The organism is Kurthia sibirica (genome assembly GCF_003143975.1).
In the GTDB taxonomy this organism is placed as follows: domain Bacteria; phylum Bacillota; class Bacilli; order Bacillales_A; family Planococcaceae; genus Kurthia; species Kurthia sibirica.
Window position 1 is genome coordinate 24467 of record NZ_QFVR01000022.1, and the last position, 23620, is coordinate 48086.

The 23620-nt window shown below is 38.2% G+C and carries 20 protein-coding genes and 1 riboswitch; of the genes, 17 read left to right on the forward strand and 3 right to left on the reverse strand.

Features of this window, described 5'->3' with window-relative positions:
* Nucleotides 1–324: 324 nt before the first annotated feature.
* The 8 genes from DEX24_RS17720 (at nucleotide 325) to DEX24_RS13750 (ending at nucleotide 5896) form a co-directional block, all read left to right on the forward strand.
* Nucleotides 325–1248 carry a methyl-accepting chemotaxis protein gene (locus tag DEX24_RS17720; RefSeq protein WP_109306985.1) on the forward strand — a complete coding sequence of 308 codons (924 nt, stop codon included), beginning with the start codon at nucleotides 325–327 and terminating at the stop codon, nucleotides 1246–1248.
* Nucleotides 1249–1357: 109 nt separating this feature from the next.
* Nucleotides 1358–1720 (forward strand): arsenate reductase family protein, encoded by a 363-nt coding sequence (locus tag DEX24_RS13720; RefSeq protein WP_109306986.1) that lies wholly within the window; start codon nucleotides 1358–1360, stop codon nucleotides 1718–1720.
* 84 nt (nucleotides 1721–1804) lie between these two features.
* The gene (gene gcvH, locus DEX24_RS13725; protein WP_109306987.1) at nucleotides 1805–2185 is read left to right on the forward strand and encodes a glycine cleavage system protein GcvH; all 381 of its coding nucleotides are present in this window, start codon (nucleotides 1805–1807) and stop codon (nucleotides 2183–2185) included.
* Between the two features lie 213 nt (nucleotides 2186–2398).
* A complete protein-coding gene (locus DEX24_RS13730; RefSeq protein WP_109306988.1) occupies nucleotides 2399–2749 on the forward strand; it encodes a toprim domain-containing protein in 351 nt (116 codons plus the stop codon).
* A gap of 6 nt (nucleotides 2750–2755) precedes the next feature.
* Nucleotides 2756–3064 (forward strand): thioredoxin family protein, encoded by a 309-nt coding sequence (locus DEX24_RS13735; protein WP_109306989.1) that lies wholly within the window; start codon nucleotides 2756–2758, stop codon nucleotides 3062–3064.
* A gap of 56 nt (nucleotides 3065–3120) precedes the next feature.
* Nucleotides 3121–3224, forward strand: a riboswitch (SAM riboswitch).
* A 95-nt stretch (nucleotides 3225–3319) separates the two neighbouring features.
* Entirely contained in the window at nucleotides 3320–4345 is a 1026-nt protein-coding gene (locus DEX24_RS13740; RefSeq protein ID WP_109306990.1) for a methionine ABC transporter ATP-binding protein, read from the forward strand.
* A complete protein-coding gene (locus DEX24_RS13745; protein ID WP_109306991.1) occupies nucleotides 4338–5012 on the forward strand; it encodes a methionine ABC transporter permease in 675 nt (224 codons plus the stop codon). The genes DEX24_RS13740 and DEX24_RS13745 overlap by 8 nt, the downstream gene beginning before the upstream one ends.
* Nucleotides 5013–5059: 47 nt before the next feature.
* Entirely contained in the window at nucleotides 5060–5896 is an 837-nt protein-coding gene (locus DEX24_RS13750; protein ID WP_109306992.1) for a MetQ/NlpA family ABC transporter substrate-binding protein, read from the forward strand.
* Between the two features lie 98 nt (nucleotides 5897–5994).
* On the opposite strand, the gene gltC is transcribed toward DEX24_RS13750, so the two are convergent.
* Complete coding sequence (gene gltC, locus DEX24_RS13755; protein WP_109306993.1) at nucleotides 5995–6897, reverse strand: glutamate biosynthesis transcriptional regulator GltC; 903 nt, start codon at nucleotides 6895–6897, stop codon at nucleotides 5995–5997.
* A gap of 109 nt (nucleotides 6898–7006) precedes the next feature.
* Between gltC and gltB the strand changes: the two genes are divergently transcribed.
* From gltB to sufB, 7 genes are all read left to right on the forward strand, one after another.
* On the forward strand, nucleotides 7007–11503 hold the full coding sequence (gene gltB, locus DEX24_RS13760; protein WP_109306994.1) for a glutamate synthase large subunit: 4497 nt from the start codon (nucleotides 7007–7009) through the stop codon (nucleotides 11501–11503).
* 25 nt (nucleotides 11504–11528) lie between these two features.
* Nucleotides 11529–13007 carry a glutamate synthase subunit beta gene (locus tag DEX24_RS13765; protein ID WP_109306995.1) on the forward strand — a complete coding sequence of 493 codons (1479 nt, stop codon included), beginning with the start codon at nucleotides 11529–11531 and terminating at the stop codon, nucleotides 13005–13007.
* A 342-nt stretch (nucleotides 13008–13349) separates the two neighbouring features.
* The gene (gene sufC / locus DEX24_RS13770; protein WP_109306996.1) at nucleotides 13350–14129 is read left to right on the forward strand and encodes a Fe-S cluster assembly ATPase SufC; all 780 of its coding nucleotides are present in this window, start codon (nucleotides 13350–13352) and stop codon (nucleotides 14127–14129) included.
* Between the two features lie 19 nt (nucleotides 14130–14148).
* Nucleotides 14149–15450, forward strand: coding sequence for a Fe-S cluster assembly protein SufD (sufD, locus tag DEX24_RS13775; RefSeq protein WP_109306997.1), 1302 nt, complete (start codon nucleotides 14149–14151; stop codon nucleotides 15448–15450).
* Nucleotides 15450–16676, forward strand: a complete 1227-nt coding sequence (locus DEX24_RS13780) for a cysteine desulfurase (RefSeq protein WP_109306998.1) — start codon at nucleotides 15450–15452, stop codon at nucleotides 16674–16676. The genes sufD and DEX24_RS13780 overlap by 1 nt, the downstream gene beginning before the upstream one ends.
* Entirely contained in the window at nucleotides 16663–17097 is a 435-nt protein-coding gene (gene sufU / locus DEX24_RS13785; RefSeq protein WP_281288179.1) for a Fe-S cluster assembly sulfur transfer protein SufU, read from the forward strand. The genes DEX24_RS13780 and sufU overlap by 14 nt, the downstream gene beginning before the upstream one ends.
* 50 nt (nucleotides 17098–17147) lie before the next feature.
* Nucleotides 17148–18545, forward strand: a complete 1398-nt coding sequence (gene sufB, locus DEX24_RS13790; RefSeq protein WP_109307000.1) for a Fe-S cluster assembly protein SufB — start codon at nucleotides 17148–17150, stop codon at nucleotides 18543–18545.
* Between the two features lie 417 nt (nucleotides 18546–18962).
* Here sufB and DEX24_RS13795 read toward each other — a convergent pair whose 3' ends face one another.
* Nucleotides 18963–19910, reverse strand: coding sequence for a VOC family protein (locus DEX24_RS13795; RefSeq protein ID WP_109307001.1), 948 nt, complete (start codon nucleotides 19908–19910; stop codon nucleotides 18963–18965).
* Between the two features lie 40 nt (nucleotides 19911–19950).
* Between DEX24_RS13795 and DEX24_RS13800 the strand changes: the two genes are divergently transcribed.
* Nucleotides 19951–20517 carry an alpha/beta hydrolase gene (locus tag DEX24_RS13800; RefSeq protein WP_246131388.1) on the forward strand — a complete coding sequence of 189 codons (567 nt, stop codon included), beginning with the start codon at nucleotides 19951–19953 and terminating at the stop codon, nucleotides 20515–20517.
* A gap of 56 nt (nucleotides 20518–20573) precedes the next feature.
* On the opposite strand, the gene pruA is transcribed toward DEX24_RS13800, so the two are convergent.
* Nucleotides 20574–22118, reverse strand: a complete 1545-nt coding sequence (gene pruA, locus DEX24_RS13805) for an L-glutamate gamma-semialdehyde dehydrogenase (protein WP_109307002.1) — start codon at nucleotides 22116–22118, stop codon at nucleotides 20574–20576.
* A 201-nt stretch (nucleotides 22119–22319) separates the two neighbouring features.
* Between pruA and DEX24_RS13810 the strand changes: the two genes are divergently transcribed.
* Nucleotides 22320–23603 carry a sigma 54-interacting transcriptional regulator gene (locus tag DEX24_RS13810; protein ID WP_109307003.1) on the forward strand — a complete coding sequence of 428 codons (1284 nt, stop codon included), beginning with the start codon at nucleotides 22320–22322 and terminating at the stop codon, nucleotides 23601–23603.
* Nucleotides 23604–23620: the final 17 nt, after the last annotated feature.

The following is a 23620-nucleotide window of genomic DNA, read 5'->3' on the forward strand; positions in this document are numbered from 1 at the left end:
TAGTTGGGGGTTCAACAATATAAAATGATGCAATAAAAAGGCAACAAGTAAATTTACGTAATTCAAAGTAAAATTGTACTACCTATTTTTACTAATATGATGCTAAAGTTGCGATATAAGCACTATCAAGATGGTGGAAAATAAATAGAGTGTATTTTTACTGAAATAATAAAAAATGCATGTTTATTCGTTAATAGGTATATTATACTCTGTTTATTTATTCGGACGATTAAGACCTAAGTAGAAAGTGCTGTAATACTACTTTTATAATCCGATATAAAATGTATAATAGTCCAATATGCATGACCAAAGGGAGAATAAACAATGATTCAACAAATAACTTCAGTTGGCAATGAGTCAACTTCACATGACAATATAAATAATGCGATCGATGAGCATTTAGCGGTAATACGTTTTGATTTAGAACGTACGATTGTTTATGCTAGTGAACAATTCGCTCAAACGGTGGGTTTTACAGTACATGATTTAATCGGACGTAAGCACGAAGAGTTATGTTTTGATGAATTTTCACAAAGCAGAAGTTATGCATCTTTTTGGCGTAACCTTAAGAATGGTAAAAGTTATCAAGATAAAATTGAGCGCCGTCATAGAGATGGTAGTAGTGTGTGGTTAGAAGCAACCTATTTACCCATAAAAAATAATCGCAATCGGGTTACGGGTGTTATGAAAATTGCTTTTGATATAACGCAACGTAATAATGAGGTGGTCGATCTTGCTGCTGCATTGAGAACAATGTCATCAGATTTGACTGTATTGTCTAATGAAGGCAAAAAACATGCTAGCCTATTAAGTAATAATTTTAATACCGTTATATCGATTTCAACAGATAATCAACAGTCGGTAAAACAGCTTATTGCTAAAACTGTTGAAATCCAAGAAATTGTTCAAACGATTTCTTGGATTTCAAAGCAGACCAATTTACTTGCTTTAAATGCAGGAATCGAGGCAGCAAGAGCTGGTGAGTCTGGTCGAGGTTTTAACGTAGTAGCGCAGGAAGTTCGTAAATTATCATCGCATGTAGATCATTCTATCACGGATATTCGTGCGATGATTACAGATCTTACCAAACAAATAGCGGGCATAGAAACAGGTGGCGATGCTATTTCTAAAACAATCGATGATAATAAAGAGTATATTGATCGCGTACTAGCGGATTATAATTCAATGGATGAACGTGCGAGCCAGCTCAATGACAAGACAGATCATTTTCAAGCGATTTTAAAATGACTGTCGTCATGCAAACGGTGATTGTATTATGACAATCAACCTCAAGCTTGCAAGAAAGCTATTAATTCTTTTACAATAAGCTTAAAATGATAGATTGGAGCGACTAAATATGACAGTTCAGGTTTACCACTATCCAAATTGTACATCATGTAAAAAAGCACTATCTTGGTTGAAATCTGAAGGGGTAGATATCGAGGCGAGAGATATCGTAAAAGAAACACCAAATAAGGAAGAAATGACGACTATTTATCAAGCAAGTGGTCTACCTTTGAAGAAGTTTTTTAATACGTCGGGTATGAAGTATCGAGAACTTGCTTTAAAAGATAAATTAGATGAGATGTCAGACGACGAACAGCTTGACGTGCTTGTTTCAGATGGTATGTTAATCAAAAGACCTATTGTATTTGACGGAAAAAAAGTTACTTTGGGCTTTAAAGAACAAGACTTTATTGATAATTGGAAAAATAGCTAATTAAACTTGTCTTTGCATTGAAAATATGTAACACTATAGTTGAAATGACTATACATAACATATTTCATGGAGGGGTTAATAAATATGAGTATTCCAACTAATTTACGCTATTCAGAAGATCACGAGTGGGTTCTTCAAGAAAACGGTACAGTCCGTATCGGTATTACTGAATTTGCACAATCAGAGTTAGGCGACATTGTTTTTGTTGAATTACCAGCAGTAGGGGATGAGTTAAAAATTGCTGAGCCATTCGGTAGTGTCGAGTCTGTAAAAACGGTTTCTGAATTATATGCACCTGTATCAGGTAAAGTAGTGGCAGTAAATGAAGATTTAGAAGATAGCCCAGAATTCGTCAATGAGTCACCTTATGAAAAAGCATGGATGGTTGAAGTAGAACTATCTGACGAATCACAAATTCAAGCATTATTAACAGCAGCACAATACGAAGGCGTAGTAGCAGAGTAATTGCTCTAGTCTTTTTCAAGCCACTCCTAGCGGGTGGCTTTTTTATGTAGATTATTTTTCTTCGTATCATGAAATGTGATCTACAGCAAAGTATGTTCTTATTTACATATTCTTTACAATCAATAAGTTTAAGAAAATCAACGAAATATGGTATAAATAGAATAACAGCATAAACTTGTTAAATGAGTGATTTGACTAGTGGAGGGATGCCCTATGATAACCGAAAAAGTGATTATTGTAGAAGGTCGGCAAGATAAGTTACAGTTATTGCCGATTTTTGCTGAACCAATCGAGATTGTTTGTACAAATGGTACATTTAGTCAGAGTCGTTTAGAGGAATTATTGCAACCATATGAATACTGTGAGGTGTATGCATTCTTTGATTCTGATAGGGCAGGGCAACAGCTTAGAAAGGTATTTAAGCGTCATTTTCCAGAATCTAATCATTTATATACACAGTCGGTGTACGGTGAGGTAGAGCGTACGCCAAGACGGTATTTAGCAAAAGTATTACAAGATGCAGAATTTGCTGTTAAAGAAGGATATTTATTAGGTAAGGGATGACATGATATGAAAGAATGGACGCGTAGACAGTGGGAGAAAGAAGTCGCTGAAAAAGAAAAGACAGCATTTTATTTATACACGCCAATGTGTGGAACTTGTCAGGTAGCATCACGAATGATGGAAGTGACGGAGCAAGTGATGACTGATTTGCCGATTGGTAAAGCAAACCTCAATTATATGGAGCAATTAGCTTTTGATTATGAAATTGAAAGTGTTCCTTGTTTGATCATCACACAGGGGGGAGAAGTGAAGGAAAAAATATATGCCTTTCAATCCGTACCGCATTTATTCGATGTTTTATCAAAAAACTATTGACGTTAACATATCCGAGTGGTAAAGTATTTTCAATAACTAATTAAATAAAGTCGTTACTCTTATTTAGAGCGGTGGAGGGAAGTGCCCTACGAAGCCCGGCAACCATCACATTTGTGAAATGGTGCCAAATCACACAAGGTTTAGCCTTGGGAGATGAGAGAACGGTTTGTCATATTTTGCGTATGATTAAACCCTTCTGTCACTCAATGACGGAAGGGTTTTTTACGTAAAAAGAAACAGTAAGGTGGGGAAATAATGATTCAGTTGGATAAAGTGACGAAGCAGTTTAACACTGCAAATGGAACGCTCACTGCTGTTGATAATGTCAGTTTATCTATAAATGATGGCGAGATTTATGGAATTATCGGCTATAGTGGAGCAGGTAAAAGTACGATGATTCGCCTATTCAATGGTTTAGAAAAACCAACCTCAGGTTCGATTATCGTCAATGGTGCGAATATTACAGAAATAAAAGGTGCAAAACTTCGTGCTGCACGCCATAAGGTTAGTATGGTATTCCAACATTTTAACTTATTATGGTCTCGGACAGTAGAAGAAAATATTGCCTTCACTCTTGAAGTGGCAGGTGTGAAAAAAGAGCAGCGTCAAGTGAAGGTAGCTGAATTGATTGAACTAGTTGGGCTGCAAGGGCGTGAAAAATCATATCCATCACAATTATCAGGTGGTCAAAAACAACGTGTTGGTATCGCTAGAGCATTGGCCAATGAGCCGGAAGTGCTTTTATGTGATGAAGCGACATCGGCTTTGGATCCTGAGACAACCGATGCTATTTTAGATTTACTTGTCAGCATTAACGAAAGACTGAATATTACTATCATTTTGATCACGCATGAAATGCATGTTATTCGTAAAATCTGTAATCGTGTGGCGGTAATGGAAGAAGGTAAAATTGTCGAAGAAGGAGACGTTTTACAAGTTTTTGAGTCACCGAAAGCCGCCGTTACGCAAAAGTTTGTGCAACAGGTTATTGAAACATCTGGTCAAAAAGAATCCATCAAACAGATGCAAGAACAATTTCCGGATGGTAAGCTGATTAAATTATTCTTTGTGGGTACTGCAACGGAGCGACCAGTGATTACGCAACTGATCCGCAAGTTTAATGTAGAAGTTAATATTATTGATGGTAATATTTCACCGACGAAAAGCGGCGCATATGGCACTTTAATCGTTCAAATAAATGGTGTGGATGATGACGTTGAAAAAGCAGTAAACTATTTAGCTGCACAAGGTATTAAGTCGGAGGTGATCTCACATGACTGAAGAACAAGGGTTATTTCCACATGTAGATTGGCAAAGAATGTGGGAAGCAATTGTTGAAACACTATATATGACTGCTATTTCAACAGTGCTTACTTTTATCATTGGCTTAGCATTAGGGATTCTATTGTTTCTCAGTGCACCACATCAACTATGGGCAAATAAAATTGTCAATTTTTTAACAGGTGCACTTGTTAATATATTCCGTTCGATTCCATTTATCATTTTAGTTATACTACTGATTCCATTCACGAGCTTTATTATGGGATCGATACGTGGTCCAAATGCTGCGTTACCAGCGTTGATTATTGGTGCAGCACCATTTTATGCACGTATGGTATTGATTGCGCTAAGAGAAATTGATAAAGGGGTTATCGAAGCGGCGCGCTCAATGGGCGCAACAACAGGTACGATTATTAGAAAAGTACTGATTCCAGAGTCGTTACCGGCGCTTATTTCAGGTATAACGGTTACTTCTGTAGCCTTGATAGGTTATACCGCGATGGCTGGTATTATTGGAGCAGGTGGTCTTGGTGATTTAGCGTTCATAGATGGCTTTCAAAGATCGCATAATGATGTAACATTTGTAGCAACGGTATTTGTTCTAATCATTGTATTCATCTTCCAATTCATAGGGGATACAATTACTACAAAAATCGATAAACGATAGTGAGAATAGGACAACATTAAAAAATAATTGAAATGGGGAAAAAATTCATGAAATTTTCTAAAAAATTAGCGGCAGGTTTAGTGACAGCTGCCCTCGTATTAAGTTTAGCAGCATGTGGTTCGAAAGATGATCAAGCTGGAGATTCAAAAGAAACAACACTTAAAATTGGTGCTTCAAATGTACCTCATGCAAAAATTCTTGAAAAAGCAAAACCGATTTTAGCAAAAGAGGGAATCGATTTAGAAATTGAGACATACCAAGACTATGTATTACCAAATAAAGATTTAGCATCAAAAGAATTAGATGCTAACTTCTTCCAACATATTCCTTACTTAGAGTCGCAAATTAAAGACAATGATTATGATTTTATTAATGCAGGTGGCGTTCATATCGAACCAATCGGTATTTATTCTAAAAAATATAAGTCGCTTGATGAACTTCCAAAAGGTGCGACAATTATCATTTCAAACTCAGTATCTGACCAAGGACGTATTTTACAATTATTAGAAACAAAAGGCTTGATTACGCTTAAAAAAGGAATTAATAAATCTGAAGCAACTGTAAAAGACATTGAATCAAATCCAAGAGAGCTTAAAATTGATACGAAAACAGCACCTGAAATGTTAGTGCAAATGTACAAAAACGAAGAGGGCGATGCAGTAGTCATCAACTCAAACTATGCAATTGATGCTGGTTTAACACCAACTGAGGATGCTATTACTCTTGAAGATGCCGAATCACCATATGTGAACGTAGTAGCAGTTCGTAAAGGGGATGAAAATAGTAAAGCAATCGTTGCTTTGTTAAAAGTTCTTCATTCTAAAGAAATCCAAGATTACATTAATACGGAGTGGGCAGGTTCAGTCGTTCCAGTCAATAAATAAAATCTATTCAACATAATGAATCATAATAGGTAGATATAGGTAGTACAAAAAAACCGCGAAATCAATATTTCGCGGTTTTTTATATTTAAATGGAAGTTTTATTTGAATTGAGTTAAGCGTGAGAAAAATTCTCCTACGAAATCCATGAAAATGTTTTCTGAAGGAGCAAGGTCACGATTAATCGGGTAGATTATACCAACATTTCGAGTGAAGGTGGGCGATTCTAATGCTAAACGTACCGTACGTCGTGGTGTGGCATCATAAAAGGCACTTTCAGGAAGAAGTGTGACACCTATTCCTGCAGCTACTAAACCTTTTAGTGCATCCATATCTTCTCCGACAGAACTGATTTGGGGTGTAAAACCGACAGATTTACAGGCGTCAACTGCGACTTTGTTTAGTATATAACCGTCAGGGAAAAGTACAAAAGGTTCATTTCTTAGGTCGGACAACATGATGTTTTTTCTATCGGCTAAGGGATGAGATGCTGGTAATAGGGCAGATATCCCCTCAGTGAATAGTATTTTAGTTGAAATTAATTCGTCATTTTTCGGTACAGGACCTAAAAATGCTAGATTTAATTCTCTTGTCTTCACGGCGTTAATTAAATAACGGTAAGAACCTTGGCGTAGATTAAATTTAACGTTTGGATGCTCTTTTTTAAAAGCAGAGATAACAGTTGGTAATAGAAAGCTGGCCAAGCTTGTCGGAAAGCCGATTTTTATCGTACCTTGTTCGGGATCTAAGTATTCATCAATTTGTTTTGTAGCAAAATCGATTGCCTCTAAAGCAATTAATGAATGTTCTAAGAAGACGCGACCTATCGGTGTCAGTTTAACATTTCTACCGACGCGCTCAAATAAATCCGTACCGAGCTCGGACTCTAAATTAGCGATTTGTCTGCTGACAGCTGATTGTGCAACATGTAAAGATTCGGCTGCTTCTGAAATATGTTCGCGTTCTGCAACAGCCACGAAATAGCGTAGTTGCCTTAATTCCATATGAAGTCATCCCCTATTCATCTAATATCTAGATTGATTATATATAAAGTATATATTGTTTGTATTGATTTGTGAATTTAAAATAAGTAAACACAGGGGAGGAATTTTCATGACATTTAAAAATTTTCCAAAAAAACAAGGATTGTATGCTCCAGAATACGAGCATGACGCGTGTGGGATTGGTTTATACGTGAACTTAAAAGGGGTAGCAACACATGACATTGTCGTGAAGGGACTAGAGATGTTATGTCGCTTAGATCACCGTGCAGGACGTGGTAGTGATGGGCAAACCGGGGATGGTTCGGGTTTGATGGTACAACTCCCAGATACATTTCTACGTGAGCAACTAACAGAATTTACATTACCTGTCAAAGGTCAATATGGTGTCGGTATGCTATTTTTTGATGAAGATGAGCAGCAACGCGAAGAAATTGAAATGAAAATGAATGAATTAATTGTTGATGCGGGACAGGTTTTACTAGGATGGAGAACTGTGCCTGTTGATTCATCTTCTTTGAGTGAAACAGCTAGAGCAACTGCACCCACAGTTCGACAAGTATTTATTGCAGCAAAAAATGTCACGGATTCCTTACATTTCGAACGAAAACTTTATATTATTCGCAAGCAAGCAGAGCACTGGGCAAAACAACAACAAAAAACATTCTATTGCGCAAGTATGTCGAGTGAAACAATGGTTTTCAAAGGCTTACTTACACCGCAGGAAGTAGCAATATTCTATAAAGATTTACAAAGTAAAACATTCACATCAGCCTTTTCAATGGTGCATTCTCGTTATAGTACGAATACATTTCCCTCATGGGAGCGTGCACACCCAAACCGCTATATTATCCATAATGGTGAAATTAATACGCTGCGTGGTAATGTGAATTGGATGAACGCGAGGGAGCAACAATTTGTCTCGCAAGCATTTGGTGAGGATCTTCAAAAGCTGTTGCCAATCATTGACCAGTCGGGTAGTGATTCTTCAATTTTAGACAATGCTTTTGAATTTTTCGTCCTAGCAGGTCGCACACCGGCCGAAGCAGCGATGATGATGATTCCAGAGCCATGGACTGAAAATCCTCATATTTCTCCTGATAAGAAAGCTTTTTACAACTACCAAAGTTCGCTGATGGAGCCATGGGATGGGCCAACTGCAATTTGCTTTACTGATGGTAAACAAATTGGTGCAATTTTAGATCGTAATGGTTTACGTCCAGCGCGTTACTATGTAACAAAAGATGATTATATGATTTTTTCTTCTGAAACAGGTGTCGTTGATATCGACGAAAAAGATGTAGCATATAAAGATTCTTTAAGCCCAGGTAAAATGTTGTTAATCGATTTAGAGCAAGGGAAGATTATTGCTGATGATGATTTGAAACATGAAGTGGCAACTGCTCAACCTTACGCAGCGTGGTTAGAAAAAAATAGGATGACATTAGCGCTACAAAAAGAACCAAAAGTCATAATCGACAATTTACTCAGCGTACAAAAAATCAATGGGTACACATTTGAAGATGTGCATAAATATATCGTGCCAATTGTAGAAGAAGGCAAAGATCCATTAGGTTCAATGGGGAATGATTCACCATTAGCTGTATTGTCTGATAGACCGCAGTCATTATTTGTCTATTTTAAACAACTCTTTGCACAGGTAACAAATCCTCCAATCGACTCGATTCGTGAACATATTGTAACATCTACGATGACGATGCTTGGTGCGGAAGGAGATCTTCTTCATCCGAGTGAGAAAAATAGCAGAAGAATTCAACTAGACTCACCTATTTTGACGACGTCAGAGATGCATCAAATAACAGGACAACAACAATTCAAGTCACGTACATTATACGTTGAAATGTCTGAAGATTTAGATAGTGCTTTGAAAATGATTGCTCAGCAAGCTGATGGAGCTTTACAAGATGGCGTTGAGCTAATCATTTTATCTGATCGTCAAAGGACTGACGAAATGACTGCAATGATTCCGATGCTACTTGTAGCGAGTAGCTTACATCAACATTTTGTGCGTCAAGGTAGCCGTACAAAAATAAGTATCATTGTAGAAAGTGCTGAAGTGCGGGAAGTACATCATTTTGCAGCATTAATCGGCTTTGGTGTCGATGCGATTTATCCATATATAGCATATGCAACAATTGAAGAAGCAATTGATGCGAATTATATAAGCTATTCAGTTGATGAAGCCGATAAACGATACCGTCATGCTATAGCACAAGGCATCGTTAAAGTAATGGCTAAAATGGGTATTTCAACTGTTCAAAGTTACAGAGGTGCTCAGATTTTCGAAGCAGTTGGTATTTCACAACAAGTAATCGATGCCCATTTTACAGGTACAGCATCTCAACTTGGTGGGATTAATTTAGCAACAATTCAACTAGAGGCACAAAAACGTTTTGACGAGGGCATAGCTTTACAAACAGATGGTTTACTAGCCGGAAGTGATTTCCAATGGCGTGCCAATGGAGAACATCATGCCTTTAACCCAAAAACAATCCATACACTGCAATGGGCTGCGCGTAAAAATGATTTTGGTTTATATCATCAGTATGCGGAGATGGCTAATGAAGAAAGAATCGGTTTTTTACGTAATTTACTGACATTTAATAAGAAAAGACAGGCGGTACCACTTGAAGAAGTAGAATCGGCACATTCGATTGCCAAGCGTTTTAAAACAGGGGCTATGTCATTTGGTTCCATATCAAAAGAAGCGCATGAGGCGTTAGCAATTGCGATGAATCGACTAGGTGCTCGTAGTAACTCAGGTGAAGGTGGGGAAGATGCTGCACGCTTTGTAAAAGATGACAATGGTGATTGGCGTAGAAGTGCCATTAAGCAAATTGCTTCTGGTCGCTTTGGTGTGAAATCGCATTATTTAGTGAATGCAGAAGAACTGCAAATTAAAATGGCACAGGGTGCAAAACCAGGAGAAGGTGGTCAATTACCGGGCAATAAAGTATACCCATGGGTAGCGAATGTTCGGGGGGCCACGACGGGCGTAGGGTTAATATCGCCGCCACCACATCATGATATTTATTCGATTGAAGATATGGCAGAGTTAATTCATGATTTAAAAAATGCGAATCCAGCAGCGCGAATTAGCGTCAAACTTGTAGCAAAAGCAGGGGTTGGTACAATCGCATCCGGCGTAGCGAAAGGAGCGGCAGATGTCATCGTCATCAGCGGGTATGATGGCGGCACAGGGGCATCGCCAAAAACAAGTATTAAACATACGGGTCTACCATGGGAACTTGGCTTGGCGGAGGCACATCAAACGCTGATGCTCAATAAGCTACGTGATCGTGTCACGCTGGAAACAGATGGCAAGTTAATGACGGGGAAAGATGTTGTGATGGCAGCGTTGTTTGGCGCAGAGGAGTTTGGCTTTGCAACAGCACCACTTGTTGTCCTTGGTTGCGTTATGATGCGTGCCTGTCATTTGGATACTTGCCCAGTAGGGATTGCAACTCAAAATCCTGCATTGCGAGATAAGTTCACAGGTGACCCTCAGCATATCGTTAATTTTATGTTATTTATTGCCGAAGAAGTACGTGAGTATATGGCGAAGCTTGGTTTCAGAACATTTGAAGAAATGGTCGGTCATACGGAGGTGCTCGAAGTATCTACCAGAGCACAACAACATTGGAAAGCTAGTCAATTAGATTTATCGAAATTACTTTATCAAGTAGATGGACAAAAAACGAAGCAAATACAGCAAGATCACAAATTAGATGACTCGTTAGATAGACGAGAATTATTGAGAAAAGTTGACTATGCTATACAAACGCAGTCACCTGTTGAAGTATCAACAACAATTCGCAATACGGATCGCGTTGTAGGTACGATAATTGGTAGTGAAATTTCGAAACGTTACGGTGAAGTGGGCTTGAAGGAAGATACGATTAAGCTACGTTTCACAGGTTCAGCTGGCCAAAGTTTTGGAGCATTCATACCAAAAGGAATGACGCTGTTTGTTGATGGTGACGTGAACGATTACTTTGGTAAAGGCTTGTCAGGCGGTAAAGTGATTGCTAATGCCCCTATAAAAGGGAAAGAAGAACATAATATTATCGCCGGTAACGTTTGTTTATATGGTGCAACAAGTGGTAAAGCCTTCATAAATGGTCGCGCGGGCAATCGATTTGCAGTACGTAATTCGGGTGCTAATATTGTCGTAGAAGGCATTGGTGATCATGGTTGTGAATATATGACAGGTGGCAATATTGTTGTGTTAGGTGAGGTGGGTAAGAACTTTGGAGCGGGTATGTCGGGTGGCGTAGCGTATGTGTTGCCAAGCGACGAGCAGCACTTTAAAGCTTCTTGTAATATGGAAATGATTGGTTTTGAAGAGCAACTGACAAAACAAGATGAAGCGTTACTGCACCATTTAATAGAAGAACATTACTTGTTTACTGAAAGTACAAAAGCAGCAACTATTTTGGAAAATTGGCAGACGTATAAGCAGCAGTTTATCAAAGTAATTCCTGGGCATTATCAAACAATGTTAGTGAAGATAGAAGAATTTGAAAAACAAGGTTTGTCAGCAGATGAAGCTTCTATGAAAGCGTTCCTAGTGGAAACAGCGAAGTAATTCAAACGATATGGAGGGGTTCCAAATGGGTAAAGCAACTGGATTTATGGATTTTAAAAGGCAGAAGGGGAAGGAACAACCACCGCTTCAAAGATTGAAGGATTTCGGCGAGTACACTTCACGCTTAGAAGATGAAGAGCTATCGAAGCAAGGGGCTCGTTGCATGGATTGTGGTACACCATTTTGTCATATGGGTATTGAAATACGAGGTATGGCCGCGGGTTGTCCGATTCAAAATGTGATTCCAGAGTGGAATGATCTTGTCTATAAAGGGCAATGGAAAGAGGCGTTACAACGTCTTCAAATGACGAATAATTTCCCGGAATTTACTGGTCGAGTTTGCCCGGCGCCTTGTGAAGGTTCATGTACTTTAGCGATTAGTGATCCAGCGGTAGCTATTAAAAGTATTGAACGGTCGATTATTGACAAAGGATTTGAAAATGGTTGGATAACGGCACGTATCCCTAAAACACGCTCAAATTATCGTGTAGCCGTAGTCGGATCGGGTCCGGCTGGATTAGCAGCTGCCGATCAACTAAACCAACAAGGACATCGTGTGACGGTTTTAGAGCGTGCTGATCGTGCAGGTGGTCTATTAATGTATGGCATTCCTAATATGAAACTGGATAAATATATTGTTAAACGTCGCGTCGATTTATTGGCTGAAGAGGGCATTACCTTCTTATTAAATACAGAGGTGGGTAAAGATATTACACATGCTCAACTAAAAGAAACGTATGATGCGATTATTTTATGTGTTGGTTCAACTGTTCAGCGTGTTCTGCATATGGAAGGTAGCGATGCACAAGGTGTCATACCCGCGATGGATTATTTAAACGGCACAACCCAAAGCTTATTGGATGGTGTAACGGCACCAATCAATACAAAAAATAAACATATTATTGTTATTGGTGGTGGTGATACGGGTGCGGATTGTGTAGCTACAGCGCTTCGTCAAGGTGCCAAATCAGTACATCAATTTGGTAAGCATCCAGCCTTGCCAAAAAAACGTGCAGCAGATCAACCATGGCCCGCGGATCCACAGGTCTATAAATTGGATTATGCGTATGAAGAAGCAGCAGCCAAATTCGGTAGTGATCCAAGGGAGTATTGCATTCAAACGACAAAAATTGTTGCGAGTAGCAATGGTAAATTGAAGGAATTACACACGATTCAAATGGACAAAATCACCAATGATGAAGGGTATATCTATTTCGAGGAAGTACCAGGTACAGAAAAAGTATGGCCGGTAGATTTTGTGTTTGTTGCAATTGGTTTTGATGGTGTTGAACAATCGATTGGTGAACACTTTGGTGTCAAAGTGTTAAATAATCGATTATATGCGACGATGAAAAATTATGAAACAAATACGGCAGGTGTTTTTGCAGCGGGTGATGCAAGACGTGGGCAAAGCCTTATCGTATGGGCAATTAGAGAAGGTAGAGAAGTAGCTGCTCAAGTGCATGGATTTTTGGAAGAAAAAAATATAAAAGCTCTTGCATAGTAAAAAAATGACAGGCTATATGAGAATTTTCTCATTTAGCCTTTTTTTTTCTGTAAAAATTGTTATTATTAATAAATGAGGTTCGTAAAGCTAGCTATCATTTATTCGGTTTTTACTATTTCAAGTGTGAAAACTATTCTCAATTAGAAAATGTTAATGAAAATGTCCTTGCAGTGAGAACGACAATGGGAGGAATGACTTCATCTAGCGTAGTGAAAGAATTTTTATTGAGATGATAATGAATATCAAATGAGTTGCTTATGAATTTTATTTGAGTTAAGATTAGAATGATATTAAATTAGAAATGGGAAACCATTCGAATAATTAGACGGAGGTAATTGAATGTCAACTTTAGTAATTAAGGATCTTCATGTCTCAATTGAAGACAAAGAGATTTTAAAAGGTGTTAATTTAACACTAAATACGAACGAAATCCATGCAATTATGGGACCAAACGGTACAGGTAAATCAACTTTAGCGTCAGCTATCATGGGTCACCCAAAATACATTGTCACTTCGGGTTCTATTACACTTGATGGTGAAGATGTACTTGAAATGGAAGTAGACGAACGCGCTAAAGCGGGTCTATTCCTTGCTATGCAATACCCATCAGAAATTTCTGGTGTTACAAACGCAGACTTCTTACGCTCAGCAATCAATGCTCGTCGTGAAGAAGGCGATGAAATTTCAATCATGAAATTCATCCGCGAATTAGATAAAAAAATGGACTTCTTAGAAATGCCTGAAGAAATGGGTCAACGTTATTTAAATGAAGGCTTCTCAGGTGGGGAAAAGAAACGTAACGAAATTTTACAATTAACAATGATCAAACCAAAATTCGCTGTTTTAGACGAAATTGACTCAGGTCTTGATATTGATGCATTAAAAGTTGTTTCTAAAGGCATCAACGAAATGCGCGGAGAAGGTTTTGGTTGCTTAATGATTACGCATTACCAACGCCTATTAAATTACATCACACCTGACTATGTTCACGTAATGATGCAAGGTAAAGTAGTTAAATCTGGTGGTTCTGAATTAGCACAACGTTTAGAAGCAGAAGGTTATGACTGGATCAAGCAAGAACTAGGTATCGAAGACGCAGAAGAAATTACTGAGGCATAAAAAGGAGGACGAGCAAACCATGACGGTTGAAACAAAATTAGCGATTAGCGCTCAAGATGTACGCTCTTTCTCAAAAGCCCATAATGAACCACAGTGGTTGACTGAGCTTCGTGAACGTGCTCTTGCAAACGTAGAAACATTAGATATGATAAAACCTGATAAAACAAATGTGAGATCTTGGAACTTTTTCGATTTCCCACAATTGAATGTTGAAGGTAAAGTGGTGACTTCTTTAACAGAGCTACCTGCAGAAGTACAAGCAATTGTTGAAGAAACACAACAAACACTTTATATCCAACATAACAACACAGCTGCTTATTTAAAAGTATCAGATGAACTAAAAGCACAAGGTGTTATTGTTACGGATCTATTTACAGCCGTACAAGAACACAGTGATTTAGTACAAAAATACTTTATGACGGAAGCAGTAGAAGTGGACGAACATAAACTAACTGCATTGCATACAGCATTAGTAAACGGTGGTTTATTCGTCTATGTACCAAAAGAAGTGAAGGTTGTTGAGCCAATTCAAGCTGTATTCTTTACAGATCATGAAGATACTTCATTATTCAACCACGTATTAATCGTAGCTGATAATTTCTCTGAAGTAACATACGTTGAAAATTATTTATCAATTGGTGCTGCTAAAGGTTTAGCAAACATCGTTGAAGAAGTAATCGTCAACGATGGCGCAAAAGTAACATTTGGTGCTGTTGATACTTTAGCTGAAGGTTTCACTACTTACGTGAATCGCCGAGGCGAAACAAAACGTGACGCATCACTTGATTGGGCTCTTGGCCTTATGAATGATGGCGATACAATTTCTGAACATATTACGCACTTACGCGGTGACGGTTCTTCAGCTGATGCAAAATCAGTTGTTGTTGGTCGCGGTAAGCAAAGTCAAAACTTCACAACTGAAGTTCGTAACTGGGGTAAATCTTCAGACGGTCAAATTTTAACGCATGCAGTAATGAAAGATTCATCTCGTGCGATCTTCAACGGAATTGGTAAAATTGAACATGGCGCAACGAAAGCAAATGCAGAGCAAGAATCACGTATTCTTATGCTTTCTGAAACGGCTCGTGGCGATGCCAACCCAATCTTATTAATCGAAGAAGATGATGTAACAGCAGGACACGCTGCTTCAGTAGGTCGCGTAGATCAACTACAACTTTACTACCTAATGAGCCGCGGTATTTCACGCGAAAATGCAGAACGTCTTGTAATCCACGGATTCCTTGAACCAGTTGTAAGTAAGCTTCCAATTGCTAGCGTACGTAAACAACTAGTCGAGGTCATCGAAAGGAAAGTTAAATAATGATCAAAGACGACATACGTAGCTATTTTCCAATTTTAAACCAAGAGATTAATGGTAACCCACTTGTCTACTTAGACAGCGCGGCTACATCTCAAAAGCCAATTCAAGTAATTGAAGCGCTTAAGAAGTATTATGAATTTGATAACTCAAACGTTCACCGCGGTGTTCATACACTCGGTAATCGTGCGACGGATGACTATGAAGGAGCGCGCGAAAAAGTGCGTAAATTCATCAATGCGAAGTCAACGGAAGAAATTATATTCACACGTGGTACAACTGCTGGTTTAAACATGGTCGCTTCAAGCTATGGTCGTGCAAATGTGAGTGAAGGTGATGAGATTGTTATCACCTATATGGAACATCACTCCAATTTGATCCCATGGCAGCAGCTTGCTAAAGCAACGAATGCCACTTTGAAATATATCGATATGGAAGCAGATGGAACATTATCAATGGCAGCGATAAAAGCAGCGATCACAGATCGTACGAAAATCGTTTCTGTCACATATGCTTCCAATGTCTTAGGTACAATCAACGCAATCAAAGACATCGCTAAAATTGCTCACCAGCATGGTGCAGTGATGGTAGTCGATGGCGCCCAGGGTGTTCCACATATGACGACGGATGTACAAGATTTAGATTGTGATTTCTTAGCATTCTCAGGACATAAAATGTGCGGACCGACTGGAATTGGTGTATTATATGGTAAAAAAGAGCATCTTCTAAACATGGAGCCAGTCGAATTTGGCGGTGAAATGATTAACTTTGTAGGTCTACAGGATTCAACTTGGGCTGATCTTCCCGCGAAATTCGAAGCGGGTACACCGGTTATTGCCGGTGCAATTGGTCTTGGTGCAGCAATCGACTTTTTAACTGATATTGGTATGGATAATATTCTTGCTCATGAGCATAAATTATCTCAATATACATTTGAAAATCTTTCAAGCATCGAAGGACTGACAATTTACGGTCCTCAAGATCCTTTAGCACGTACCGGTTTAGCGACATTTAATATCGATGATGTTCATCCACATGATTTAGCAACTGCTCTTGATAGCAGAGGGATTGCTGTTCGTGCAGGACATCATTGTGCTCAACCATTAATGAAGTGGTTAAGCTGTGTAGCAACTGCCCGTGCAAGCTTCTACGTTTATAATAACGAAGAAGATATCGACAAGTTAGCAGAAGGCGTGCGCTTTGCGAAGGAGTATTTTGCAAATGTCTAATTTAGATCAACTATATCGTTCAGTAATTATGGACCATTATAAAAAACCGCGTAATAAAGGTCAGCTCGAAGGCTCAAACGTAGCAATCGATATGAATAACCCTACATGTGGTGACCGAATCCATCTCACTTTACAAGTGGATGACAACATCGTAACAGATGCGAAATTTGAAGGAGAAGGCTGTTCTATTTCTATGTCTTCTGCTTCAATGATGACGCAACTGATTAAAGGGAAAACAACTGAGGAAGCGTTAGCGTTTGCTCAAACATTCTCTGAAATGATGCTAGGCCAAGAGCATGATGAAGATATGGACCTTGGTGATATTGAAGCACTTTCGGGTGTAGCTCAATTCCCAGCACGTATCAAATGTGCAACACTTGCTTGGAAAGCGATGGAAAAAGGTATTAACAAAGAAGGCTAGTTTTCACTAGAGCTTGCACTAAAAACTAAGCGAAGAACGGAGGAGAAATGATGGCTAAAAATATGCCAGAAATAAGCGATTATGAGTTTGGTTTCCATGATAAAGATGTGTCTATTTTCCGTACAGAACGTGGACTAACTCCAGCGATCGTGAAAGAAATTTCTCAAATGAAAAAAGAACCACAGTGGATGTTAGATTATCGTCTAAAATCACTTGAGATATTCTATTCAAAACCAATGCCACAATGGGGTGGAGATCTATCAGGTTTAAACTTTGATGAAATTACGTATTATGTAAAACCATCTGAAGGAACTCAAAAATCTTGGGATGAAGTACCTGAAGAAATCAAAGCAACATTTGATAAACTTGGTATTCCTGAAGCTGAACAAAAATACCTTGCAGGTGTTTCTGCACAGTACGAATCAGAAGTTGTCTACCACAATATGAAAGTTGAACTTGAGGATATGGGTGTAATCTTTAAAGATACTGACTCAGCTCTAAAAGAAAATGAAGATTTATTCCGTGAGTACTTTGGTAAAACAATTCCAAATACGGATAATAAATTCTCAGCACTTAATTCAGCAGTATGGTCTGGTGGTTCATTCATTTACGTACCAAAAGGCGTAAAATTAGATACACCGTTACAAGCATACTTCCGCATTAACTCTGAAAATATGGGTCAATTCGAACGTACGTTAATCATCGTTGACGAAGGCGCTTCTGTTCACTATGTTGAAGGTTGTACGGCTCCTGTTTACACATCGAGCTCCCTTCACTCAGCAGTCGTAGAAATTATCATCAAAAAAGATGCGTACTGCCGTTACACAACAATCCAAAACTGGGCAAACAACGTCTACAATCTTGTTACTAAACGTGCTGTATGCGATGCCAATGCTACTATGGAGTGGATTGATGGTAATATCGGTTCTAAATTAACAATGAAATATCCAGCTTGTATCCTTAAAGGTGAAGGCGCTCGTGGTCTTACATTGTCAATTGCCATTGCTGGTCGTGGTCAAAACCAAGATACTGGTGCAAAAATGACTCACTTAGCACCAAACACATCTTCAACAATTGTATCAAAATCAATTTCTAAACACGGTGGTAATGTAACTTACCGTGGCGAAGTTAAATTCGGTAAAAAAGCACTTAATGCTCGTGCAAATATCGAATGTGATACATTAATTATGGATAACGAATCGACATCGGATACGATTCCATACAATGAAGTAATGAATGATCAAATCTCTTTAGAACATGAAGCAAAAGTTTCTAAAGTATCTGAAGAACAATTATTCTACCTAATGAGTCGTGGTGTTTCTGAACAAGAAGCTACTGAAATGATCGTTATGGGCTTCATCGAACCATTTACAAAAGAATTACCAATGGAATATGCCGTAGAAATGAACCGTCTAATCAAATTTGAAATGGAAGGTTCAATCGGATAATCTGAATAGTTAAAACTAAAACCCCTCCACAGTTACTGCTGTGGAGGGGTTTTAGTTTTATTATATATGTTGGGGCATCGAAAAAACTCCTATTTTAGATATGTAGAAATAGCGAAAGCTTTCCGCTGACAAATAGTAAGCAATCCTCGTCATTTTGTAAATCATGATGAATTTACCTAAGATAGGTAGAAAAAAGCACAGGTTCACCAAATCTTCTATACTTCAAATGGCTTTTTAGAACGATTTAGAGCGAAAATTTTATTACTAGTAATGTATAGAGAAGTTGGTTTACATCTGGGCTAAATGAAAAAAGGAGAATGACATTAAAAATTCAATGTCATTCTCCTTAATAATTGACCAAGAGCCATTTTTCAGTTGGTGATTTCACCACGGTTTTCAATAGTATAAGTTGTAGTACTAAATCAGTTTACTTTCGATAAAGCTACGGCGACTTTCTAAAAAGGGTGGGAGAAAGAGCGGCAATTCGTCAAAATTTGTAGAAGTTAGTGATTGTTTTGTAAAATTAGTTTGTTCGGTTGCGACCTCTATTAATAAACTATTTGGTTCGCGATAATATAAAGATTTAAAGAACTCACGATTTTTAATGCCGGAATAATGAAAGTTTTTACGCAGAATTTTCTTTTCAATAGCGAGTAGCTGATTTTCATTTGTGGCATTCAAGGCAATATGTTGTATCGCACCACTACCCATTTCTTCCAGATTACGCAAGCGATCTTCTACTAAATGTAACTGTTGTCCAAAAAGTGCATCTGCTTTTGATAATACGGTTACCGTGTGATGTTGATCTTCAAAAATATCAATTACCTCTAAATCAAAAATCTCTTTAAAAGACTGTGTGGACGCCTTTGAATAGCGTACACGACAATGAACAGCCTGAATACCAAAAATGGCATGGTCTTCAGGAATTTCGTCACTTATAAGAGGATAGTATTTTTCAGTAATCTCTTTAGCAACAGGTTGTAAACCAAGTAAAACACCATCTGCATCTTCAAATCGTAAAATTTTCGTGTTATGATATTCTTCAATCTCACAATTAAACACGTCAGCTTGACGTAGTCTTTTTTCCCAAAAAAGAAGAGATTCTTCGCTAGGTACGGCAAAAATTGTGCGTTCCAACGAATTTGTACCATATTTTTTTTGAGTGCCTGATTTCATCTCGAAGACACTAAATTCTGTACCAGGACGCCCCGTTGTATCACCAAAAAATAAGTGATACATTTCCAAATCATCTTGATTGACCGTTTTTAATAAAAAATCTAAACCTAGTAATGTATGATAAAATTCAAATGAAGCTTTGCTGTCTCGATTAATAACAGAGACATGGTGGATTAGTGGACTTGTCATAATGCACAACCTTTATAATAAAATTTGGAGTGATGTAATTGTGAATTATTTTAGCATAGAAAGCATGAAAAGTGAAAATTTCGTACTTTTCCATGGTACAGGTGGCAATGAGTTTAGTCTTTTGCAAATTGCTGGAGATCTTAATCCTGAAGCAGGTATCATTTCTTTTATAGGAGATGTTGGTGAAGGAGTGGAACGTCGTTTTTTCAAACGGCTAAAGGATGGTCAATTAGATCGTCAAGATTTTGAAAAACGTGTAGACCTATTTTTAGCACAGTGGGATAAACTTGCTATAGAAAATAGTATATTCATTGGTTATTCAAATGGTGCAAACTTTATTTTAGGTATTTTAGAAAAAAGACCGGATCTTGCGAAACGCATTTTACTACTGCATCCATCAAATTTAGGTTATACATTTGCAGGGACATCGAATAGTGAAATTATTATGACGACGGGTGCTATGGATGGATTAGCAGTTCCAGGTGATGTGATGAAGCTATCAAAACAGCTGGCTGAATATTTTCCACAAACAACATTAAAATTAATAGATGGTGGGCATGAAATAACAAATGCTGAAATCGATTATCTACAACAAGTAATACAATAGAAGAAAATCAAAAAAGCAGCTAAACCCGAAAGGGGTTTAGCTGCTTTTAGCTATTTTTAGAATGTTTCAGATGTTGTTTTAGATTGCATATGAAGTGTTAAGTAATCAGGACCACCAGCTTTAGAGCAAGTACCTGACATATTGTAACCACCGAAGGGTTGATAGCCTACGATAGCACCTGTGCAGCCACGGTTGAAGTAAAGGTTACCAACAAAGAAGTCGCGTCGGGCTTGTTCGATGTGCAATGGATTAGTTGTAATCACAGCACCTGTTAAGCCGTACTCTGTATTGTTTGCAATAGCGATTGCTTCATCGAAATCAGATGCTTTGCAAAATGCAACAATTGGTCCAAAAATTTCTTCTTGCATGACACGTGATTTTGGTGCCACATCGGCAACGACTGTTGGGTTTACGAAGTACCCTTTCGAGTCATCTGCGGTCCCTCCGACAGCAATTCGTCCTTCTTCTTTTGCAATATCAAAGTAAGAAGTTACTTTTTTGAAAGCAGCAGCATCGATGACTGTTGCCATGAAATTATCTGGATTAGTCGGATCACCAATCGTTAATTCCTTCGTTAATTCAACTACGCGATTCAATACTTTATCGTATGCGGAGTCTACTACGATGACACGTGAACAAGCAGAACACTTTTGACCAGAAAAACCAAATGCCGACTTCACAATTGCTTGTGCAGCTAGTTCATGGTCTGCTTCTGCATCGACAACAATCGTATCTTTACCACCCATTTCAGCGATGACGCGTTTGATCCAAATTTGACCTGGATTGACTTTAGCGGCACGTTCGTTGATACGAAGTCCTACGTCACGTGAACCTGTGAATGATACGAAACGAGTGCGTGCATGGTCGACTAAATAATCGCCTACTTCAGCACCAGAACCTGGAATATAGTTTACGACACCAGCCGGCAATCCTGCTTCTTCTAATGCTTCCATAAATTTATATGCGATAACGGGTGTAGTAGAAGCTGGTTTTAGTAGTACGGTGTTTCCTGTCACGGCTGCTGCGATTGCAGTACCAGCCATAATAGCGAATGGGAAATTCCAAGGAGAAATAATGACACCAACACCTAGTGGAATATAACCGAAGCGATTGAATTCGCCTGGACGAGAAACAACTGGTTTACCTGCAGCTAATTCAAGCATTTGGCGTGCATAATATTCGAAGAAATCAATCGCTTCGGCAGTATCTGCATCCGCTTCAACCCACGGTTTACCTGATTCTAGTGTTAACCAAGCATTGAATTCAAATTTACGGCGTTTAACAATGGCAGCTAATTTGAAAATGATATCAGCGCGTACAGCTGGATCTACGTTTTTCCAAGTATTAAAAGTACTATCTGCAGCTTGCATTGCTTGTTCAGCTAATTCTTGATTGGCTTTTGACACAGAACCAATTATCTCGGTTTTGTTTGCTGGGTTATAGGATACAATTTTATCGTTGGTCGTAATACGTTCTCCACCAATAATTAGTGGATAGTCCTGCCCTAGTTCTTGCTGAGCTTTGGCAAGTGCCTCTTTGTATAGTTTACGATTTTCCTCTAGTGAAAAATCAGTTAGTGGTTCAGTTTGGTATGGAATCATTGTGTGTGCCTCCTAATAATAAGTATGTGCCAAATAATTTGGCATGTAATATTTTAGTACATAACTAATAATGCAATATATTTTTGCATAACACAAGTGAAATCTGAAAATTTGAATAAAATTTTGTAAGCGTTTGCTAAAATAAGACATCATATTTCAAAAAAACAAGATGTAAGGTAAAATGGAATGAGAGGTGTAGCTATGACAGAACAGGCTTTAAGCGAGATGTATAAATTTATAACGGATCATGTAGCAATAGGCATCCATGCAATTGATAAAAATGGTCAAACCATTATTATCAATTCCAAAATGAAAGAGCTAAAAGGAATAACAGATGATGATGCACAGCAAAAAATAATGTCATCGATGAATGATAGTTATTTATATCATGTGCTGAAAACAAAAAAAGCGATGAAAAACGTCAAGCAAACGCTATGGAATCAACTTGGAAGTGAAGTAGTATTACGATCAGATATCACACCAATCGTAGCGAATGAACACTTGATTGGCGTGATTGAGTTTGCACAGGATATCACGGAGCGTGAGTTATTAGCTTATCAACCGTTGCGAAGGTATGGGCAACCTCTAACATTCGATATAATTACAGCCGTATCACCAAAAATGAAAACCGTAATTCATCGTGCGCGCATGGTGGCATTAAATAGAGAGCCGGTATTATTATATGGCGAATCAGGAACAGGTAAGGATATGGTTGCTGAGGGAATCCATCATGAACTGATACCAAAAAATGAGCAATTCATAACATTATTGTGTCGACATGATGAGCAGGCCGTATTGGAACAATTGATAAAAGTAATTGATACAAAAGAACAGACTACTTTATTTTGTGACCGTATTGAGTATGTATCATTGGATATGCAAGAGAAAATGTTAGAACTATTTCATGCCCACTATACGGAGCATATTTTTATTGCGAGTGTTGGGGAAGATCCTATTGAGTTAATTGCTAAAGGACAGCTTCTAAAGGAGTTGTATTATTTTTTCGCTTCGGTGACAATTCATGTGCCGTCTTTAAGTGAGCGTAAAGAGGATATTACACCGTTTGTCTCTGATTATTTCCGACGTTATCGCCAAGATACCGGCAGTAAACTAAAAGGTTTATCAGAAAAGGTTGACATGTTATTTGCCCAGTATGATTGGCCAGGGAATTTAAAAGAACTAGAAGTGTTACTTGATACGATTACCGCATCACTATCCAATGAACAGATGATTGAATTTGATATGTTACCTGTTTATTTTAGATGGAAAATGCAAAATAATAAGTTGGAAGAAGCACAAAAACCGCAATTTTTAGCAGATGCGAGTAAGGATATCCAACCTTTACAGTCATTTATGCAAGAAGCGGAGCAATATTATTTGAAAAATGCTTTAGAAATGTTTGAGGGTAATATTTCTCAAACAGCTAAAGCGTTGGGACTAAGCCGCCAAAGCTTACAATATCGCTTGAAAAAATTTAGTGAATAAGAAAAGGAGTCGCTGCG

Excerpts from the sequence above, each read along its gene's own strand:
- DEX24_RS13735 (WP_109306989.1), top strand. The coding sequence starts at position 2,756 with ATGAAAGAATGGACGCGTAGACAGTGGGAGAAAGAAGTCGCTGAAAAA.
- sufD (WP_109306997.1), top strand. The coding sequence starts at position 14,149 with ATGACGGTTGAAACAAAATTAGCGATTAGCGCTCAAGATGTACGCTCT.
- DEX24_RS13810 (WP_109307003.1), top strand. The coding sequence starts at position 22,320 with ATGACAGAACAGGCTTTAAGCGAGATGTATAAATTTATAACGGATCAT.
- DEX24_RS13795 (WP_109307001.1), bottom strand. The coding sequence starts at position 19,910 with ATGACAAGTCCACTAATCCACCATGTCTCTGTTATTAATCGAGACAGC.
- sufB (WP_109307000.1), top strand. The coding sequence starts at position 17,148 with ATGGCTAAAAATATGCCAGAAATAAGCGATTATGAGTTTGGTTTCCAT.
- gltB (WP_109306994.1), top strand. The coding sequence starts at position 7,007 with ATGACATTTAAAAATTTTCCAAAAAAACAAGGATTGTATGCTCCAGAA.
- DEX24_RS13745 (WP_109306991.1), top strand. The coding sequence starts at position 4,338 with ATGACTGAAGAACAAGGGTTATTTCCACATGTAGATTGGCAAAGAATG.
- gltC (WP_109306993.1), bottom strand. The coding sequence starts at position 6,897 with ATGGAATTAAGGCAACTACGCTATTTCGTGGCTGTTGCAGAACGCGAA.
- DEX24_RS13720 (WP_109306986.1), top strand. The coding sequence starts at position 1,358 with ATGACAGTTCAGGTTTACCACTATCCAAATTGTACATCATGTAAAAAA.
- gcvH (WP_109306987.1), top strand. The coding sequence starts at position 1,805 with ATGAGTATTCCAACTAATTTACGCTATTCAGAAGATCACGAGTGGGTT.
- sufC (WP_109306996.1), top strand. The coding sequence starts at position 13,350 with ATGTCAACTTTAGTAATTAAGGATCTTCATGTCTCAATTGAAGACAAA.
- DEX24_RS13730 (WP_109306988.1), top strand. The coding sequence starts at position 2,399 with ATGATAACCGAAAAAGTGATTATTGTAGAAGGTCGGCAAGATAAGTTA.
- DEX24_RS13750 (WP_109306992.1), top strand. The coding sequence starts at position 5,060 with ATGAAATTTTCTAAAAAATTAGCGGCAGGTTTAGTGACAGCTGCCCTC.
- DEX24_RS13740 (WP_109306990.1), top strand. The coding sequence starts at position 3,320 with ATGATTCAGTTGGATAAAGTGACGAAGCAGTTTAACACTGCAAATGGA.
- DEX24_RS13765 (WP_109306995.1), top strand. The coding sequence starts at position 11,529 with ATGGGTAAAGCAACTGGATTTATGGATTTTAAAAGGCAGAAGGGGAAG.
- DEX24_RS17720 (WP_109306985.1), top strand. The coding sequence starts at position 325 with ATGATTCAACAAATAACTTCAGTTGGCAATGAGTCAACTTCACATGAC.
- DEX24_RS13780 (WP_109306998.1), top strand. The coding sequence starts at position 15,450 with ATGATCAAAGACGACATACGTAGCTATTTTCCAATTTTAAACCAAGAG.
- pruA (WP_109307002.1), bottom strand. The coding sequence starts at position 22,118 with ATGATTCCATACCAAACTGAACCACTAACTGATTTTTCACTAGAGGAA.